This window comes from Pseudomonas sp. LAIL14HWK12:I1, from assembly GCF_003202095.1.
GTDB classification, from domain to species: domain Bacteria; phylum Pseudomonadota; class Gammaproteobacteria; order Pseudomonadales; family Pseudomonadaceae; genus Aquipseudomonas; species Aquipseudomonas monteilii.
In genome coordinates, this window is the sequence record NZ_QJKG01000012.1 from 38291 (window position 1) to 52155 (window position 13865).

The window sequence follows — 13865 nt, forward strand, 5'->3', positions numbered from 1 at the left end:
AGGATGATAGCTGACAAGGGCGTTCTGCATGATTGCCGCTTGGGCACTCGTGCAGATTGCAGTATGGTCGGCGCTTTTCCACAGCCAGGTGCATCGACGATGAAGCCGGAAACCCTCGAACTGCTGGTGACCCGGACCATGCCGTTTGGCAAGTATCAGGGACGGATCATTGCCGACCTGCCGGGAGACTACCTGGCGTGGTTTGCGCGCAAGGGCTTTCCGGCGGGGGAGCTGGGTGGGTTGCTGGCATTGATGCATGAGATCGACCACAACGGGTTGGGTGATCTGTTGGTGCCGTTGCGGCAGAAGCATCGGCGGTGACCTGCTCCGGCCTCTTCGCGGGCTTGGCCACGAAGAGGCCAGTAATGCCTCCAGAAGTCTCTAGCCTTTTACGGGTGCCACCGCCAACTCCACCCGCTCGCTCTTCTTGATCACCGCATACACCACCGCCGTCACCAGGCTACCCGCTACAATCGCCAGCAGGTAAAGCAGTGCATGGTTGATCGCATTGGGGATCAGCAACACGAACAAGCCGCCATGGGGCGCCATCAGCTTGCAGCCGAAGTACATCGACAGCGCCCCGGTCAATGCGCCACCCACGACACTGGCCGGAATCACCCGCAGCGGGTCTTTGGCTGCAAACGGGATCGCCCCTTCAGAGATGAAACACAGCCCCAGCGCCAACGCCGCCTTGCCTGCCTCGCGCTCGCTCTGGGCGAACTTGCGCCGGGCCAGGAAAGTGGCGATGCCCAGGCCTATCGGCGGCACCATGCCGGCGGCCATGGTCGCCGCCATCGGTGCGTAGCTCGACGACGCCAGCAACCCCACCGAGAAGGCATAGGCGGCCTTGTTGATTGGCCCGCCAAGGTCGACGCACATCATGCCTCCCAGCAACAGCCCCAACAGGATGGCATTGGTGGTGCCCATGCTGTCGAGGAAGTGCGTAAGCCCTTCGAGCATGGCCGCCACCGGCTGGCCCACCACGTAGATCATCACCAGGCCGGTGAACAGGCTGGCCAGCAGCGGAATGATCAGGATCGGCTTCAGCGCTTCCAGGCTGGTGGGCAGGCGCGCCCAGCGGGCAATGGCCTTGGCGCTGTAACCGGCAAGAAAGCCCGCGACGATGCCGCCGATGAAACCGGCCCCCAAGGTGCTGGCCAGCAGGCCACCGATCATGCCAGGCGCAAGCCCCGGGCGGTCGGCGATGGACCAGGCGATATAGCCCGCCAGCAGCGGTACCATCAGCTTGAACGCGGCCTCGCCGCCGATCTGCATCAACGCCGCCGGCAGGGTGCCTGGTTCTTTGTACGCCTCGATGCCGAACACGAACGACAGGGCAATCAGCAGCCCACCGGCCACCACCATGGGCAGCATGAACGACACCCCGGTCAGCAGGTGCTTGTACACACCGGTCTTCTCACCCTTTGTCGTACTGGCAGCCGCTGCGGCATCGGCGCTGCTTTCCACTTTGGCTTCGGCCAGAGCCCTGTCCAGCGTGGCGCGGGCTTGCTTGAGGGCGATGCCAGTGCCACAACGGTGGATACGTTTGCCGGCAAACCGTGCAGTGGGCACTTCGATGTCAGCGGCCAGCAGCACCACATCCGCCTCTGCGATGGCCTCGGCAGACAAGGGATTGCGCGCCCCGACCGAACCCTGGGTTTCGACCGTGAGTTGGTAGCCCATCTGTTGTGCCGCTTGCTGCAAGGCTTCTGCGGCCATGAATGTGTGCGCGACGCCGGTCGGGCAAGCAGTGACCGCAACGATTCGCGTGACAGCGCTGCCAACAGCGACTGGGGCGTCTGATGCCGCCACCAACGGCTGGGCGTTGGCTGCTGCCTCATCGAGGAAGCCTTCACGGTCGGCCAGCGCCTGGGAGGGTGTGCTCTGGTACACGCGCTTGCCGACAAAGCGGGCCAGGTCCACTGCGCCAGTGCTGACTACCAGCACCCAGTCGGCCTCGGCGATCTGCTGCGCACTCAGTTGCCGCTCCGGGTGCCCGGCTTCCTGCACTTCGACGCTGGTACTCCAGCCACGCCGCTGGGCAGCGGCGGACAACAAACGTGCGCTCAGCACACTCGACACCTGGCCGTTGGGGCAGGCGGTGACAATGGCAATGTTCATCGGCAACCCTCTTGTTGTTCTGTCAGTTGCACGGCCGCTTCCAGACGCGCCAGTTGCTCGCGGTCACGGATGCCGAAGCCAACCTGGGTGACGGCCTGGGCGGCAATCGCGGTGGCACGGGTCAACGTCTGCGCAGGCAGCTCGCCCTGCAGCAGGCCATGGACCATGCCGGCTACCAGCGAATCCCCCGCCCCCACCGTGCTGGCGACCCGCACCTTGGGTGGGCTTGCGTGTACGGCCAGATCGCGGGCGAACCAGCTGACCCCTTGCTCACCTGCAGACACCACCACATGTTCGACGCCGCTGGCCAGCAGGTGCTCGGCGGCTGCACGTTGCTGCGCCGGGTTATCCACAGCCAGGCCGAGTACCTCGCCCAACTCTTCGGTATTGGGCTTGACCAGCCAAGGCGCGCTTTGCAGGCCCGCACGCAAGGCTTCGCCGCTGCTGTCCAAGGCTACCCTGAGGCCTTGGGCCTTCAGTTGGTCAAGCAACTGGCGGAACCACTCGGCACTGATGCCACGCGGCAGGCTACCGGCCACCACCACCGCATCATGGCCTGGGGCGACCTGTTCCAGGCGGCGCAGCAACGCGCTACCCGCCGCCTCATCGACCTCCGGGCCCTGGCCGTTGATATCGGTGACGCGGCCATCGGCCTCGACCAGCTTGATGTTGCTGCGGGTTTCGCCCGGCACGCGAACAAAGCAGTCGGCAAAGCCGCGCCACTGGATCAGCGCTTCGAACGGCTGCAGGTTGTCCTGCCCGAGAAAGCCGCCGACGGTCACGCTGTGCCCCAGGTCGGCCAATACCTGGGCAACGTTCAGCCCTTTACCCGCGGCGTGGCTCTGTTGTACCTGGCTGCGGTTGACTTGCCCCGGGCGCAGGGTGTCCAGGCCGATGGTGATATCCAGCGCCGGGTTCAGGGTGAGGGTGAGGATCTTGGCCATTCAGGAACGCTCCACCAGCGCGCGAACCGCCGCAGCGCTGTCTTGTTGCAGGGCCTCGCGCGCCAGGGCGCGGGCCGTCTGGTGATCGGCCTGGCGAACCAGGGCCTTGACTTCGGCGATGCTGCGCGCAGACACGCTGAGCTCGTCAACGTCCAGCCCCAGCAGCACAGGCACCGCCTGCGGGTCGGCCGCCAGCTCGCCGCACACGCCTACCCACTTGCCATGGGCATGGGCGGCGCGCACGGTCATGTCGATCAGGCTGAGCACGGCCGGGTGCAGGCCATCGGCCTGGGCCGAAAGGCTTGGGTGGCCACGGTCGATGGCCAGGGTGTACTGGGTCAGGTCGTTGGTGCCGATGCTGAAGAAGTCCACTTCACGCGCCAGTTGCGGCGCCAACAAGGCCGCCGAGGGCACTTCGACCATGATGCCCAGTTGCAAGTCGGCCACCGGGGTTTCTGTACGCAAGCGCTCGACCATGGCCCGCGCCTCGCGCCACTCGTGTACCTGGCCAACCATAGGGAACATGATACGCAGCGGGCGATTGTCGGCAGCCTGCAGCAAGGCACGCAGCTGGTCTTCCATGATGTGCGGGCGCTGCAGCGTCAGGCGCACGCCGCGCACGCCAAGGAAAGGGTTTTCTTCGGCGGCGATCGGCCAGTACGGCAGCGGCTTGTCACCGCCGACATCGAGGGTGCGCACCACCAGCGGGCGCCCGTCCAGGCCATCGAGCACGCGTCGGTACTCGGCTTCCTGGGTCGCCACGTCCGGGGCCTGGGGGTGTGCCATGAAAATCAGTTCGGTGCGTAGCAGGCCGACGCCTTCGGCGCCCTGCTCCACCACCTTGGCGATGCCGTTGCTGTCCCCGATGTTGGCGAACACCTCGACAGCGTGGCCATCGCGGGTCACGGCGGGTTCGAGGCGATTGGCCCAGGCGGCCTGCAGGCGTTGCTCGCGGGCATCACGCTCGGCCAGGGCGCGTTGCAATTCTTCTTCCGGCGGTGCCACGTTGACCACGCCGCGCTGGCCATCGAGCAACAGCGGCGTGCCGGGCTCAAGCAAAAGGACCGCTGCCCCCGCGCCCACCACTGCAGGAATGCCCAGCGCACGGGCGACGATGGCACTGTGGGCAGTGGCGCCTCCTTGAGCGGTGACGATGCCGGCGACCCGGCTTGGGTCCAGCCGCGCCACATCGGACGGGCCGACTTCGGTCATCACCAGTACGTAAGGCTGCGCCGGCTCAACCTGGGCCTGCACACCGCACAATTGCGCCAGCACGCGGCGGCCGATGTCGCGCAGGTCGGCGGCGCGTTCGGCCAGCAAGGCATCGTGCAACGCCTCTTGCTGACGGGCTGCGGCTTCGATTACCGCCATCCAGGCTGCCGCAGCACTTTCGCCTTGGGCAAGGCGTTGTTCGACATCGTCGGTCAGGGCCGGGTCGGCGAGCATTTCCTGATGGGTGACGAAGATCTCGCCAATGGCTTTGTCGCTGCGCTTGACCAAAGCCTGCAGATCGCTGTCCACCGCCGCTATGGCCTGACGCAGCTTTTGCCGCTCCAGGGCACTGGATTCGCCACGTAGCGGATAATCGAACTCACGCTCGACACACACATGCGCCGGGCCGCTGGCAATGCCGGGGGCAGCGCCCACGCCCTGGATACGGCTACCGGCCACGGGGGCTTGCAGCACGTCGGCCGCAACGCTGGCAACGGGTGTTGCACGTTGCGCCAGCGGCTCTACCTCTTCACCCAAGCCCTGTTCGATGGCCGCCAGCAACACCGGCAAGGCATCGGCGGCGATGCCCGGTTCGGCCACCAACTCCAGCGTCTGGCCACGGCGGGCGCCAAGGCTGAGCAGCTTGCTCAGGCTCTTCACCGACACCGCCGGCTGCGCACTGTCGACCACGCGCACGCGGAGCTCGCCCTCGAAGCCTTTGGCCAGTTGCGCCAGCACCTTGGCCGGGCGCGCATGCAAGCCATGCGGGTTGGCCAGCACGATGCGCGCACTGGGCCAATCTGCTGGCGCCTCGCCCCCCAGCATTTCCAGTACCGCACGGCTGCTGGTGGCCTGGTAGAGCATCTGCCCACGCCCTTCGATCAGCACTTCGCACAGGCGCTCAAGCAAGGCCTGGTGGGCCGCGCCGAGGCTGGCCAGGCAGAACAGGCCGTTGAGCGGCTGGTCACGGTAACGCAGTGGCTGCTGCGGGGTGATGAAAGCGAGGCCCGGTTGGCGCACCTGACGCTCGCTGTGCAGCCACCACAGGCCCTCGCCCAATGGCAGCGGCTCGGCCTGTTGCAGCACGGCGGCAAAACCGCTGTCGACACAGTCGGCACGCTGCAGCAGGCGGGCACCCCGCCAGGCCAGCTCGTCGAAATCCTCAGCGGGAACGTTCAGGCCGACCAACTGCGCATCCAGCGCCAGTTCCTGAGGTGCACCTTGCAGCAACTTGAGCAGCGCTTCGGCAGAGCTGGCCCGGCGTAGCGCTTCGGCCAGGTCGGTCTCACCCAGGGCACGGGTGAGCAGTTGCAGCAGGCGCAGGTGTTCATCGGAGCGTGCAGCAATGCCAATGGCCAGGTAGACCATTTGCCCATCACCCCAGTCTACGCCCTCGGGAAACTGCAACAGGCGCACGCCGGTGGCATGCACCAGATCGCGGGTTTGTGGCGTGCCATGAGGGATGGCGATGCCCTGCCCAAGGAACGTTGAGCCTTGGGCCTCGCGGGCCTGCAGCCCTTGCAGGTAACCCTCGGCGACCAGGCCGTCAGCGACCAGCCGGTCCGCCAGCAGGCACAACGCCTCGGCCTTGTCGGCGGCCGTCTGACCCATGGCTATCTGCTCCTTGGCGAGCTCGAGCATGACCTTCTCCTTTTACAGTTCCCGGTCGGGTACTGGAGTATTGTTGTGAAATTCACATGAAGGGCCAGTTCAACAGCCTTGCACAGATGGCAGCCGAGACAGAAAATTCGGCGGCTGAAACGTTTAATCTGACCAGACGGCCACGTTACTCGATAATCTGCCCGGTAAAAAGCCCCATCCTGTCGGACAATTGCGACAATGGTCGTCTGCGCGTGATGCCTGCGCTGGGTCAAAATGCCCGGTCCGGCCTTACAGCCAGCCCCGGAAATAACAAGGAAAATTCGGTGAAACTCAGCGATATCGCCCGCCTGGCCGGTGTGTCCGTGACCACAGCCAGCTATGTCATCAACGGCAAGGCTGAACAGCAGCGCATCAGCAACACCACCGTCGAGCGCGTGCGTGCAGTGGTCGAAGCCCATGGCTTTACCCCAAACCCTCAGGCCGCTGGCCTGCGCAGCCGGCACACCCGCACCCTGGGCTTCATTCTCCCGGATCTGGAGAACCCCAGCTACGCCCGCATTGCCAAGCAACTGGAGCAAGGCGCCCGCGCCCGTGGCTACCAGTTGCTGATCGCCAGCAGCGACGACCAGCCCGACAGCGAGCGCCAGCTGCAGCAATTGTTCCGTGCCCGCCGCTGCGACGCGCTGTTCGTCGCCAGCTGCCTGCCACCGGAAGACGACAGCTACCGTGACTTGCAGGACAAAGGCCTGCCGGTGATCGCCATCGACCGCCGCCTGGACCCTGCGCACTTCTGCTCGGTGATCAGCGACGATCGCGATGCCAGCCGCCAACTGGCCGCCAGCCTGCTCACTGCCGCCCCGCGCAGCATTGCCCTGATCGGCGCCCGCCCTGAGCTGTCTGTCAGCCAGGCGCGTGCCGGCGGCTTCGACGAAGCGCTGCAAGGCTATGCCGGTGAAGTGCGCCGCTATCAGGGGGAAGCGTTCAGCCGCGAGTGCGGCCAGCGCCTGATGCAGCAGTTGATCGACGACCTGGGCGGCCTGCCGGATGCCTTGGTGACCACCTCGTACGTACTGCTGCAAGGGGTGTTCGATACCCTGCAGGCGCGCCCTGCCGATTCGCGCCAGCTGCAGCTGGGCACCTTTGGCGACAACCAGTTGCTCGACTTCCTGCCGCTGCCGGTCAATGCCATGGCCCAGCAGCATGGCCTGATTGCCGCCACCGCGCTGGAGCTGGCGCTGGCCGCCATCGAGGAAAAGCGCTACGAGCCGGGTGTGCATGCCGTTGGTCGAACCTTCAAGCAGCGCATCACTGCGGCCTGACCATGCGCCTGATCGACACCCACACCCACCTGGACTTCCCCGACTTCGACGCCGACCGCCCGCGCCTGCTGGCCAATGCGGCGGCGCGTGGGGTGGAACGTGTGGTGGTGCTGGGGGTGTACCAAGCGAATTTCCAGCGGGTGTGGGACCTGGCCTGCACCGATCAGCGCCTGTTCGCAGCACTCGGCTTGCACCCGGTCTACCTCGACCAGCACCGCCCGGAGCACCTCGTTCAGTTGCGCGAATGGCTGGAACGCCTGCACGGCGATACGCGGCTGTGCGCCGTGGGTGAATTTGGCCTGGACTACTACCTTGAAGACCTGGACAAAACCCGCCAGCAGGACCTGTTTGAAGCGCAACTGCAGATGGCCTGCGACTTCGAACTGCCTGCGCTGTTGCATGTACGCCGCAGCCATGCGCGGGTGGTTGCCACGCTCAAGCGCTACAAACCGGTGCGGGCGGGGGTGATCCATGCGTTTGCCGGCAGCTACGAAGAGGCGCGCGAGTACATCAAGCTGGGCTTCAAGCTCGGGCTTGGCGGTGCCGCGACGTGGCCACAGGCACTGCGGCTACGCAAGACCCTGGCGCGGCTGCCGCTGGAGAGTGTGGTGCTGGAGACTGATGCGCCAGATATGGCACCGGTGATGTACCCGGGGGTGCGGAACAGCCCGGAGCATTTGCCGGAGATTGCCGGGGCGTTGGCCGAGGTAATGGGGATTGATGTCGGGGAGCTGGCTGAGGCTAGCAGCCGCAATGCTTGCGAGTTGTTTGGCTGGTAGATGTTTTGCTGCCTGTCATGGCCTCTTCGCGGGAACGCCCGCGAAGAGGCCAGCCAATTCAGTTCAGACCAGCACTGTCCACAGCGCAAACCCGGCATACCACAACACCGCACAACGCAGCAGCAGCTCCCACAGGCTGTCCAGCCGCCCCAACCCGCGCTGGCTGTCTTCTTCCTCGGGAATATCGTCGGCAATGCGCCCGACACGGGCCACCAGGTGCGCGGCACTGATGTGCCAGTTGAGTAACTCGTGCAACATCACCCGGGTGACCGAGAGGAAGTTGCCCACCAGGGCAAAGCTCAACGCCAGTACCCGAACCGGCAGCCAGTCCATGATATGCCGCAGCTGTTCGGCCCGCGCCTTCAGCGCAGGCTGCTTGCTGTGCTCGCCGCACAGCGCCAGCAGGCGATAAGCCAGCGCCGCTCCAGGCCCCAGCACGAAATACCAGAAGATCACCGCGAAAAAGCCCTGGTACACCTGCCACAGCAGGTTGCCCTGCACCCTTACCAACAAGCTGTGCGGCTCGTCGGCCGCCAGGCCCAGGTCACGCTCTGCAACATGCAGCGCCGCCTGGTCATCACCGCGCCGCCAGGCATCGCGCAACGGCCCAAGCGAGGCCTTGGCATCACCACGGCCCAGGCTATAGACCAGCACCAACAGGTGCACCGGCAAGGCCAACAGCCCATAGGCCACCGGCTCCAGCACATGCAGCAGCAATACCAGCACCGCTACAGGTGCCAGCACCAGGATGGCCAGCGTCCACCATGGGTGAACCTTGCCGCTGCGTTCCAGCCGCACCAACTCGCCAAGGAAAAACCCGTCACGCTGCACTTGGTGACGAAGGGCCGAAAATTTCTCGACCCACAACGCCAGCAGCAACACCAGAAAACTCATGCCTTGTCCTCTTTGTGCAACAACGCTTCGCGGTAACGCGGCCAATCGAAGGACGGGCCGGGGTCGGTCTTGCGTTGCGGAGCAATGTCACTGTGCCCCTGAATGCGACCCAGGTCGATGGCCGGCCAGGCGCTAAGAATGTGCCGGGTAAGCCGTTCCAGCACGGCGTACTGGGCATCGGTGTAGGCCAGGTCGTCAGTGCCTTCCAGTTCGATACCGATGGAGAAATCGTTGCAGCCTTCACGCCCGTCAAAACACGAAACGCCAGCGTGCCAGGCGCGATCGAGCAAGGATACGAACTGGGTCACCGCCCCGTCACGCTCGACGAACAGGTGCGCTGACACGGTCAGGTGCTTGATGCTGTCGAAGTAAGGATGCTCATCAGGGTCCAGGCGATTCTGGAAAAACTGCTGGACCTTGCCGGTGCCGAAACAAGCTGGCGGCAGGCTGATGTTGTGGATCACCAGCAGGGAAATCGATTCGCCTTCAGGGCGGGCATTGAAGTTCGGCGAGGGGCAGTGGGTGATTCCGGTTCCGTGAAACCAGCCAGTGGCACGGTCCAATTGCATGGGGCAGATCCTGAAAACGCCGTGAACAGGTCAGCAGTATGCCCTGCGCTCAACACCGTTTGCATGTGAATGATTGTAATGTTGCCGCCTACTGCACCCAAGGTTGCCGCAACCCATCGAGCACCGCCTCCAACGCCCGCTCGAACAACAAACCGTCATCCAGCATCCGTACGTCCCCTCGGTGCAGTGCCTGGGCCAAGGCGGTGCTGTTCCACTCGCGCACTTTCATGCCGGTACGGTTGGCGAATACCAGCCTGTCGTGACTACCGACGTGCGCCACCAGTTTGCAACGCAGCGGTTCGCCGTCATCCATGACTTCAACCCAACTGCCGATGCGCAAGCGCTGCACGTGCTGCAGCGTTGCTGCCTGCCCATCGGCAAATTGCAGCGGTGCACAGGCCGGTTCTTCGGGCATCGCCAGTACGATGTCCTCGTCCACCAGCACTTCGGCAAAGGGCTTGTCATGGCCAGCCGGTAGCTCAGTGCCCGCACAGGCATGCAAGTGCAATTGCTCCAGTTGCAGGAAGAACTCTCGGGTTGCTGCCGAATCCAGCGCCACGCTGGCCAGGCCATCGCGCAGCGCCTTGAGCAGGCCCGGAACCTGCTGCAAAAGGGCTTGCGGCTCATGCCCCGGGGTGATGCTGGCCAGTAGCGCATCCACGGTCTGCAGGGCATCGCGCCAGCCCTGGGAGGCTTCACCCTGCTTCAGCCATGCCAACTGCAGTACCTGGCTCCAGGCTTGCACCAGCATCTGCACCACCACCAGGGGCAATACCCGACCGCGCAGGCGCTGGTTGAGCACCTGCTGCACCTGGTGCCGCGCCTGCAAGGCACGGGCACGCCCCTCTTCGGCATCGCGGGTGCGCTGTTCAAGCAGCTCGTTGCGCCGCCGTTCCTCCTGATTGGATGCGAGAAACTCGTCGAGAAGCTCGACAAACAGGCCAGTATCTTCGGCAAAATCATTGAGCAGGCGCTGGACCGTGCATTCTACCCGCAGGTGAAGGCTGTCACGCAGGCCTTCGCTGCCGCACGCCCAGCCAATGGCCGCGCCCGCGATCTCGTTGATCAGCCGGCGCCCCGGGTGGCTGGCCCGACTGAACAGCCCCTTGTCCAGCAATGCTACCTTGAGCAAGGGAATATGCAGGCGCGCAAGCAGTACGCGCAGGCTGGCGGGCAGGTTGTCATCACGCTGGATGAAGGCGAACACCAGGCCGATCAGGTTGATCACGTCCTCATCGTCCACGGCGATGCGCCGGCGCGTGCCGCTGCGCACACTGACCCGCAACAGCAGTTGCTCAAGCTGCTGGCCGAGCTCGAAATCATCGGCCTCGTGAGTTGCGGGTACATAGTGTTGCAAATGCGACAGCAGGCGTATCAGGTCGGCCGTGCTGATCGGCTGGGCAGCAGCCACCGCCTGCAATCGCGGTGCGAACTGCCCGCGCAGCGGGGCCAGCAAGGTTTGCAATGAGGCGAAATACGCTTGCCCTGCCGCGTCTGCCCCAACGTCCTGGCCTTGGCTCAACGGCCCTCGTCGTGTGCGCAAGCGCCTGTCTTCGGCGCGCCGGCGCGGTGCCGGCTGCAACTCCGGAAGGACACCGGCTGCGGCCAATAGCTGGTTGGCGTCGGCATAGAGAATGTCGGCATCACGCAGTACATAGCGTTCGAACAGCTTGAGCAGCACCAGCTTGACCCGTAAACCAACCCCCAGGTTGCGCCCGGCGTCCAGGAAGTACCCGCACAAAGCGGCCGGGCCCAACGGGTTGTGCTGCTCATGCAGGGGGCGATCGAGCAGCGCCTGCAAGCGAAGGCCCAGTTGCTGCAGGGCAATACCATCGCGTGACAGCACCCGCCCAACCATGCCTTCCATGGCCGCAGCCCGCTCCCGTTGGGCCTTGCTCCGCAAGCTACCCGGTTCGGCCAGGTGCGCCAGCGGGTCGGGCTGGCCGATGCGCGCGAAAGTGTCATGAAAGGTATCAAGAAAGCCGCGCTCGATGCTTTTGCGCTTGAGCCTCAGATCACGCATGGCTTCGAAGTACAGATGCTGGTCATAACGGTCGAAGGCCTTGTCAGCCATTTCGAAGAGCGTGTCATCGGCGTTGTCGAACAAGTCCTGCAAGCCTTGGCGCAACTGCAAGGCGGCCTTGTCCCGCACCTGCAGCAACAATACCGGAAGGCAAGGAAGAGGCGTGCGCCCCCCTCGGTCGATGGCAGCCGCCAAGGGCACCACCTTGCCTTCTTTCTGCATCCTGGACTCCTTGCAGGGTGTTTTGCCCGACAGGGGCTAATGATCGTCAAAGCTATGACGCCAAATACTGGGCGCCATTATCGGTAAAAAATCGCATCGCTGCCAGCACCGTTTCGTCGACCGGTTAATGCCCCGAATGGGCTTGAATGGCTCACAATGCCCGACCAACGGACATCGCCAAGGCGGCTGTACACACCGGCCCCCTGCCCTATAATCGCGGGCATCTAGCTAGTGGAGCCGAACATGCCGAACCTACGCCTCGCCGACCTGACCGCTGAAATCGAAGCCAATGTGCGCCGTGCACTGTTGGAAGACATCGGCAGTGGCGATATCACTGCGCAGTTGATCCCGGCCGAGCGCCTCGCCAAGGCGACCATCATCACCCGCGAAGACTGCGTGATCGCCGGCACCGCCTGGGTCGACGCCGTGTTTCGTCAGCTCGACCCACGCGTGGCGGTGCACTGGCAGGTGGCGGACGGTGAGCGGGCGACTGCCAACCAGCCGCTATTCCACCTCGAAGGCCCGGCCCGTTCGCTGCTGAGCGGTGAGCGCAGTGCGCTGAACTTCCTGCAGATGCTGTCGGGGGTAGCCACCCGTGCGCGCTTCCTGGCCGACCTGGTAGAAGGCACCCAGGTGCGCCTGCTGGACACCCGTAAAACACTGCCGGGCCTGCGCCTGGCGCAGAAGTACGCGGTAACCTGTGGCGGCTGCGACAACCACCGCATCGGCCTGTACGACGCGTTCCTGATCAAGGAAAACCACATCGCTGCCAGCGGCGGCGTGGCCGAAGCCGTGGCCGCGGCACACCGTATTGCGCCAGGCAAGCCGGTTGAGATCGAAGTGGAAAGCCTGGATGAACTGCGCGAGGCGCTGGCCGCTGGCGCGGACATCATCATGCTTGATGAGCTGAACCTTGATGAAATGCGCGAAGCAGTGCGCATCAACGCGGGCAAGGCCAAGCTGGAGGCCAGCGGTGGGGTCAACGAAACGACCCTGCGTGTGATTGCCGAAACCGGCGTGGACTACATCTCGATTGGTGCCATGACCAAGGATGTGAAGGCGGTTGATCTGTCGATGCGCTTGAGCCTGTAAGCGGCTTGCGGGCAATAAAAAACCGGCTTTTCAGCCGGTTTTTTCAGGGGTGTTATCCAATCAGAACGAGGCGTTGGCCAGGCCGTCCAGATAACGCTCTACGTCCAGAGCAGCCATGCAGCCGGCACCCGCCGAGGTGATTGCCTGGCGGTAAACGTGGTCAGCCACGTCACCTGCAGCGAACACACCTTCAACGTTGGTGGCGGTAGCGTTGCCCTCACGGCCGCCGTTGACCACCAGGTAGCCGTCTTTCAGGGTCAGCTGGCCTTCGAACAGCGAGGTGTTCGGGGTATGGCCAATGGCGATGAACACGCCGTCGACCTTGATTTCGTCGCTGCTGCCGTCGTTGTTCTTCAGGCGCGCACCGGTCACGCCCATGTTGTCACCCAGCACTTCGTCCAGGGTGGCGTTGAGCTTGAGCTCGATCTTGCCTTCAGCCACACGAGCGTTCAGCTTGTCGACCAGGATCTTCTCGGCGCGGAATGTTTCGCGACGGTGTACCAGGGTCACCTTGCTGGCGATGTTGGCCAGGTACAGCGCCTCTTCCACGGCAGTGTTGCCACCGCCAACCACGGCGACCGGCTTGTTGCGGTAGAAGAAACCGTCGCAGGTGGCGCAGGCCGAAACGCCCTTGCCCATGAAGGTTTCTTCCGACGGCAGGCCCAGGTAACGGGCGCTGGCACCGGTGGCGATGATCAGTGCGTCGCAGGTGTACTTGCCGCTGTCACCCTGCAGGGTGAACGGCTTGTTGGCCAGGTCGACGGCATTGATGTGGTCGAAGACGATTTCGGTTTCAAAACGCTCGGCGTGCTCTTGCATGCGCTGCATCAGGGCCGGGCCGGTCAGGCCGTGGGGGTCGCCCGGCCAGTTGTCGACTTCGGTGGTGGTGGTCAGCTGGCCACCGGCCTGCATGCCGGTGATCAGCAGCGGCTTGAGGTTGGCGCGGGCAGCATAGACTGCGGCGCTGTAACCGGCAGGGCCGGAACCGAGAATGATGACGCGCGAATGACGTACTTCAGACATGTCGAACTCCTGTCGAGCGGGCCGCACGGGCCGGCATCGGTGTACCGGCTGCGCCAGCTGGAAAT

The 13865-nt window shown here is 64.4% G+C and carries 11 protein-coding genes; 4 read left to right on the forward strand and 7 right to left on the reverse strand.

What is annotated here, in order from left to right:
- Positions 1-99: 99 nt before the first annotated feature.
- Positions 100-321, forward strand: a complete 222-nt coding sequence (locus tag D906_RS23960) for a DUF3820 family protein (protein ID WP_016713256.1) — start codon at positions 100-102, stop codon at positions 319-321.
- A 60-nt stretch (positions 322-381) separates the two neighbouring features.
- Here D906_RS23960 and D906_RS23965 read toward each other — a convergent pair whose 3' ends face one another.
- From D906_RS23965 to ptsP, 3 genes are read right to left on the reverse strand one after another with little or no spacing between them, the layout of a single operon-like run.
- Positions 382-2121: a PTS fructose-like transporter subunit IIB gene (locus tag D906_RS23965; protein WP_025754806.1), complete on the reverse strand. Its 1740-nt coding sequence runs from the start codon at positions 2119-2121 to the stop codon at positions 382-384.
- Positions 2118-3065 carry a 1-phosphofructokinase gene (gene pfkB, locus D906_RS23970; RefSeq protein WP_025754807.1) on the reverse strand — a complete coding sequence of 316 codons (948 nt, stop codon included), beginning with the start codon at positions 3063-3065 and terminating at the stop codon, positions 2118-2120. The genes D906_RS23965 and pfkB overlap by 4 nt, the downstream gene beginning before the upstream one ends.
- Complete coding sequence (gene ptsP / locus D906_RS23975) at positions 3066-5918, reverse strand: phosphoenolpyruvate--protein phosphotransferase (RefSeq protein WP_019099747.1); 2853 nt, start codon at positions 5916-5918, stop codon at positions 3066-3068.
- A 284-nt stretch (positions 5919-6202) separates the two neighbouring features.
- Here ptsP and cra point away from each other — a divergent pair, with 284 nt between their 5' ends.
- Positions 6203-7198 carry a catabolite repressor/activator gene (cra, locus tag D906_RS23980; RefSeq protein ID WP_025754809.1) on the forward strand — a complete coding sequence of 332 codons (996 nt, stop codon included), beginning with the start codon at positions 6203-6205 and terminating at the stop codon, positions 7196-7198.
- Between the two features lie 2 nt (positions 7199-7200).
- A complete protein-coding gene (locus tag D906_RS23985; RefSeq protein WP_019099745.1) occupies positions 7201-7977 on the forward strand; it encodes a TatD family hydrolase in 777 nt (258 codons plus the stop codon).
- Positions 7978-8040: 63 nt separating this feature from the next.
- Here the strand turns inward: D906_RS23985 and ampE are convergent, their stop codons facing one another.
- From ampE to D906_RS24000, 3 genes are all read right to left on the reverse strand, one after another.
- The gene (ampE, locus tag D906_RS23990) at positions 8041-8871 is read right to left on the reverse strand and encodes a regulatory signaling modulator protein AmpE (protein ID WP_027609746.1); all 831 of its coding nucleotides are present in this window, start codon (positions 8869-8871) and stop codon (positions 8041-8043) included.
- Entirely contained in the window at positions 8868-9440 is a 573-nt protein-coding gene (ampD, locus tag D906_RS23995; RefSeq protein ID WP_019099743.1) for a 1,6-anhydro-N-acetylmuramyl-L-alanine amidase AmpD, read from the reverse strand. Before ampD ends, ampE begins: the two co-directional genes overlap by 4 nt.
- 88 nt (positions 9441-9528) lie before the next feature.
- Entirely contained in the window at positions 9529-11685 is a 2157-nt protein-coding gene (locus D906_RS24000; RefSeq protein WP_027615750.1) for a DUF1631 domain-containing protein, read from the reverse strand.
- Between the two features lie 243 nt (positions 11686-11928).
- On the opposite strand from D906_RS24000, the gene nadC reads away from it, so the two are divergent.
- Entirely contained in the window at positions 11929-12777 is an 849-nt protein-coding gene (nadC, locus tag D906_RS24005; protein ID WP_027615751.1) for a carboxylating nicotinate-nucleotide diphosphorylase, read from the forward strand.
- Positions 12778-12837: 60 nt separating this feature from the next.
- Here the strand turns inward: nadC and trxB are convergent, their stop codons facing one another.
- Complete coding sequence (gene trxB, locus D906_RS24010) at positions 12838-13800, reverse strand: thioredoxin-disulfide reductase (protein WP_003247318.1); 963 nt, start codon at positions 13798-13800, stop codon at positions 12838-12840.
- Positions 13801-13865 lie beyond the last annotated feature (65 nt).

What these genes read in the sequence shown, in the direction of transcription:
- pfkB (WP_025754807.1), bottom strand. Translation starts at nt 3,065, where the DNA reads ATGGCCAAGATCCTCACCCTCACCCTGAACCCGGCGCTGGATATCACC.
- ampE (WP_027609746.1), bottom strand. Translation starts at nt 8,871, where the DNA reads ATGAGTTTTCTGGTGTTGCTGCTGGCGTTGTGGGTCGAGAAATTTTCG.
- nadC (WP_027615751.1), top strand. Translation starts at nt 11,929, where the DNA reads ATGCCGAACCTACGCCTCGCCGACCTGACCGCTGAAATCGAAGCCAAT.
- ampD (WP_019099743.1), bottom strand. Translation starts at nt 9,440, where the DNA reads ATGCAATTGGACCGTGCCACTGGCTGGTTTCACGGAACCGGAATCACC.
- D906_RS23960 (WP_016713256.1), top strand. Translation starts at nt 100, where the DNA reads ATGAAGCCGGAAACCCTCGAACTGCTGGTGACCCGGACCATGCCGTTT.
- D906_RS24000 (WP_027615750.1), bottom strand. Translation starts at nt 11,685, where the DNA reads ATGCAGAAAGAAGGCAAGGTGGTGCCCTTGGCGGCTGCCATCGACCGA.
- trxB (WP_003247318.1), bottom strand. Translation starts at nt 13,800, where the DNA reads ATGTCTGAAGTACGTCATTCGCGCGTCATCATTCTCGGTTCCGGCCCT.
- D906_RS23965 (WP_025754806.1), bottom strand. Translation starts at nt 2,121, where the DNA reads ATGAACATTGCCATTGTCACCGCCTGCCCCAACGGCCAGGTGTCGAGT.
- D906_RS23985 (WP_019099745.1), top strand. Translation starts at nt 7,201, where the DNA reads ATGCGCCTGATCGACACCCACACCCACCTGGACTTCCCCGACTTCGAC.
- ptsP (WP_019099747.1), bottom strand. Translation starts at nt 5,918, where the DNA reads ATGCTCGAGCTCGCCAAGGAGCAGATAGCCATGGGTCAGACGGCCGCC.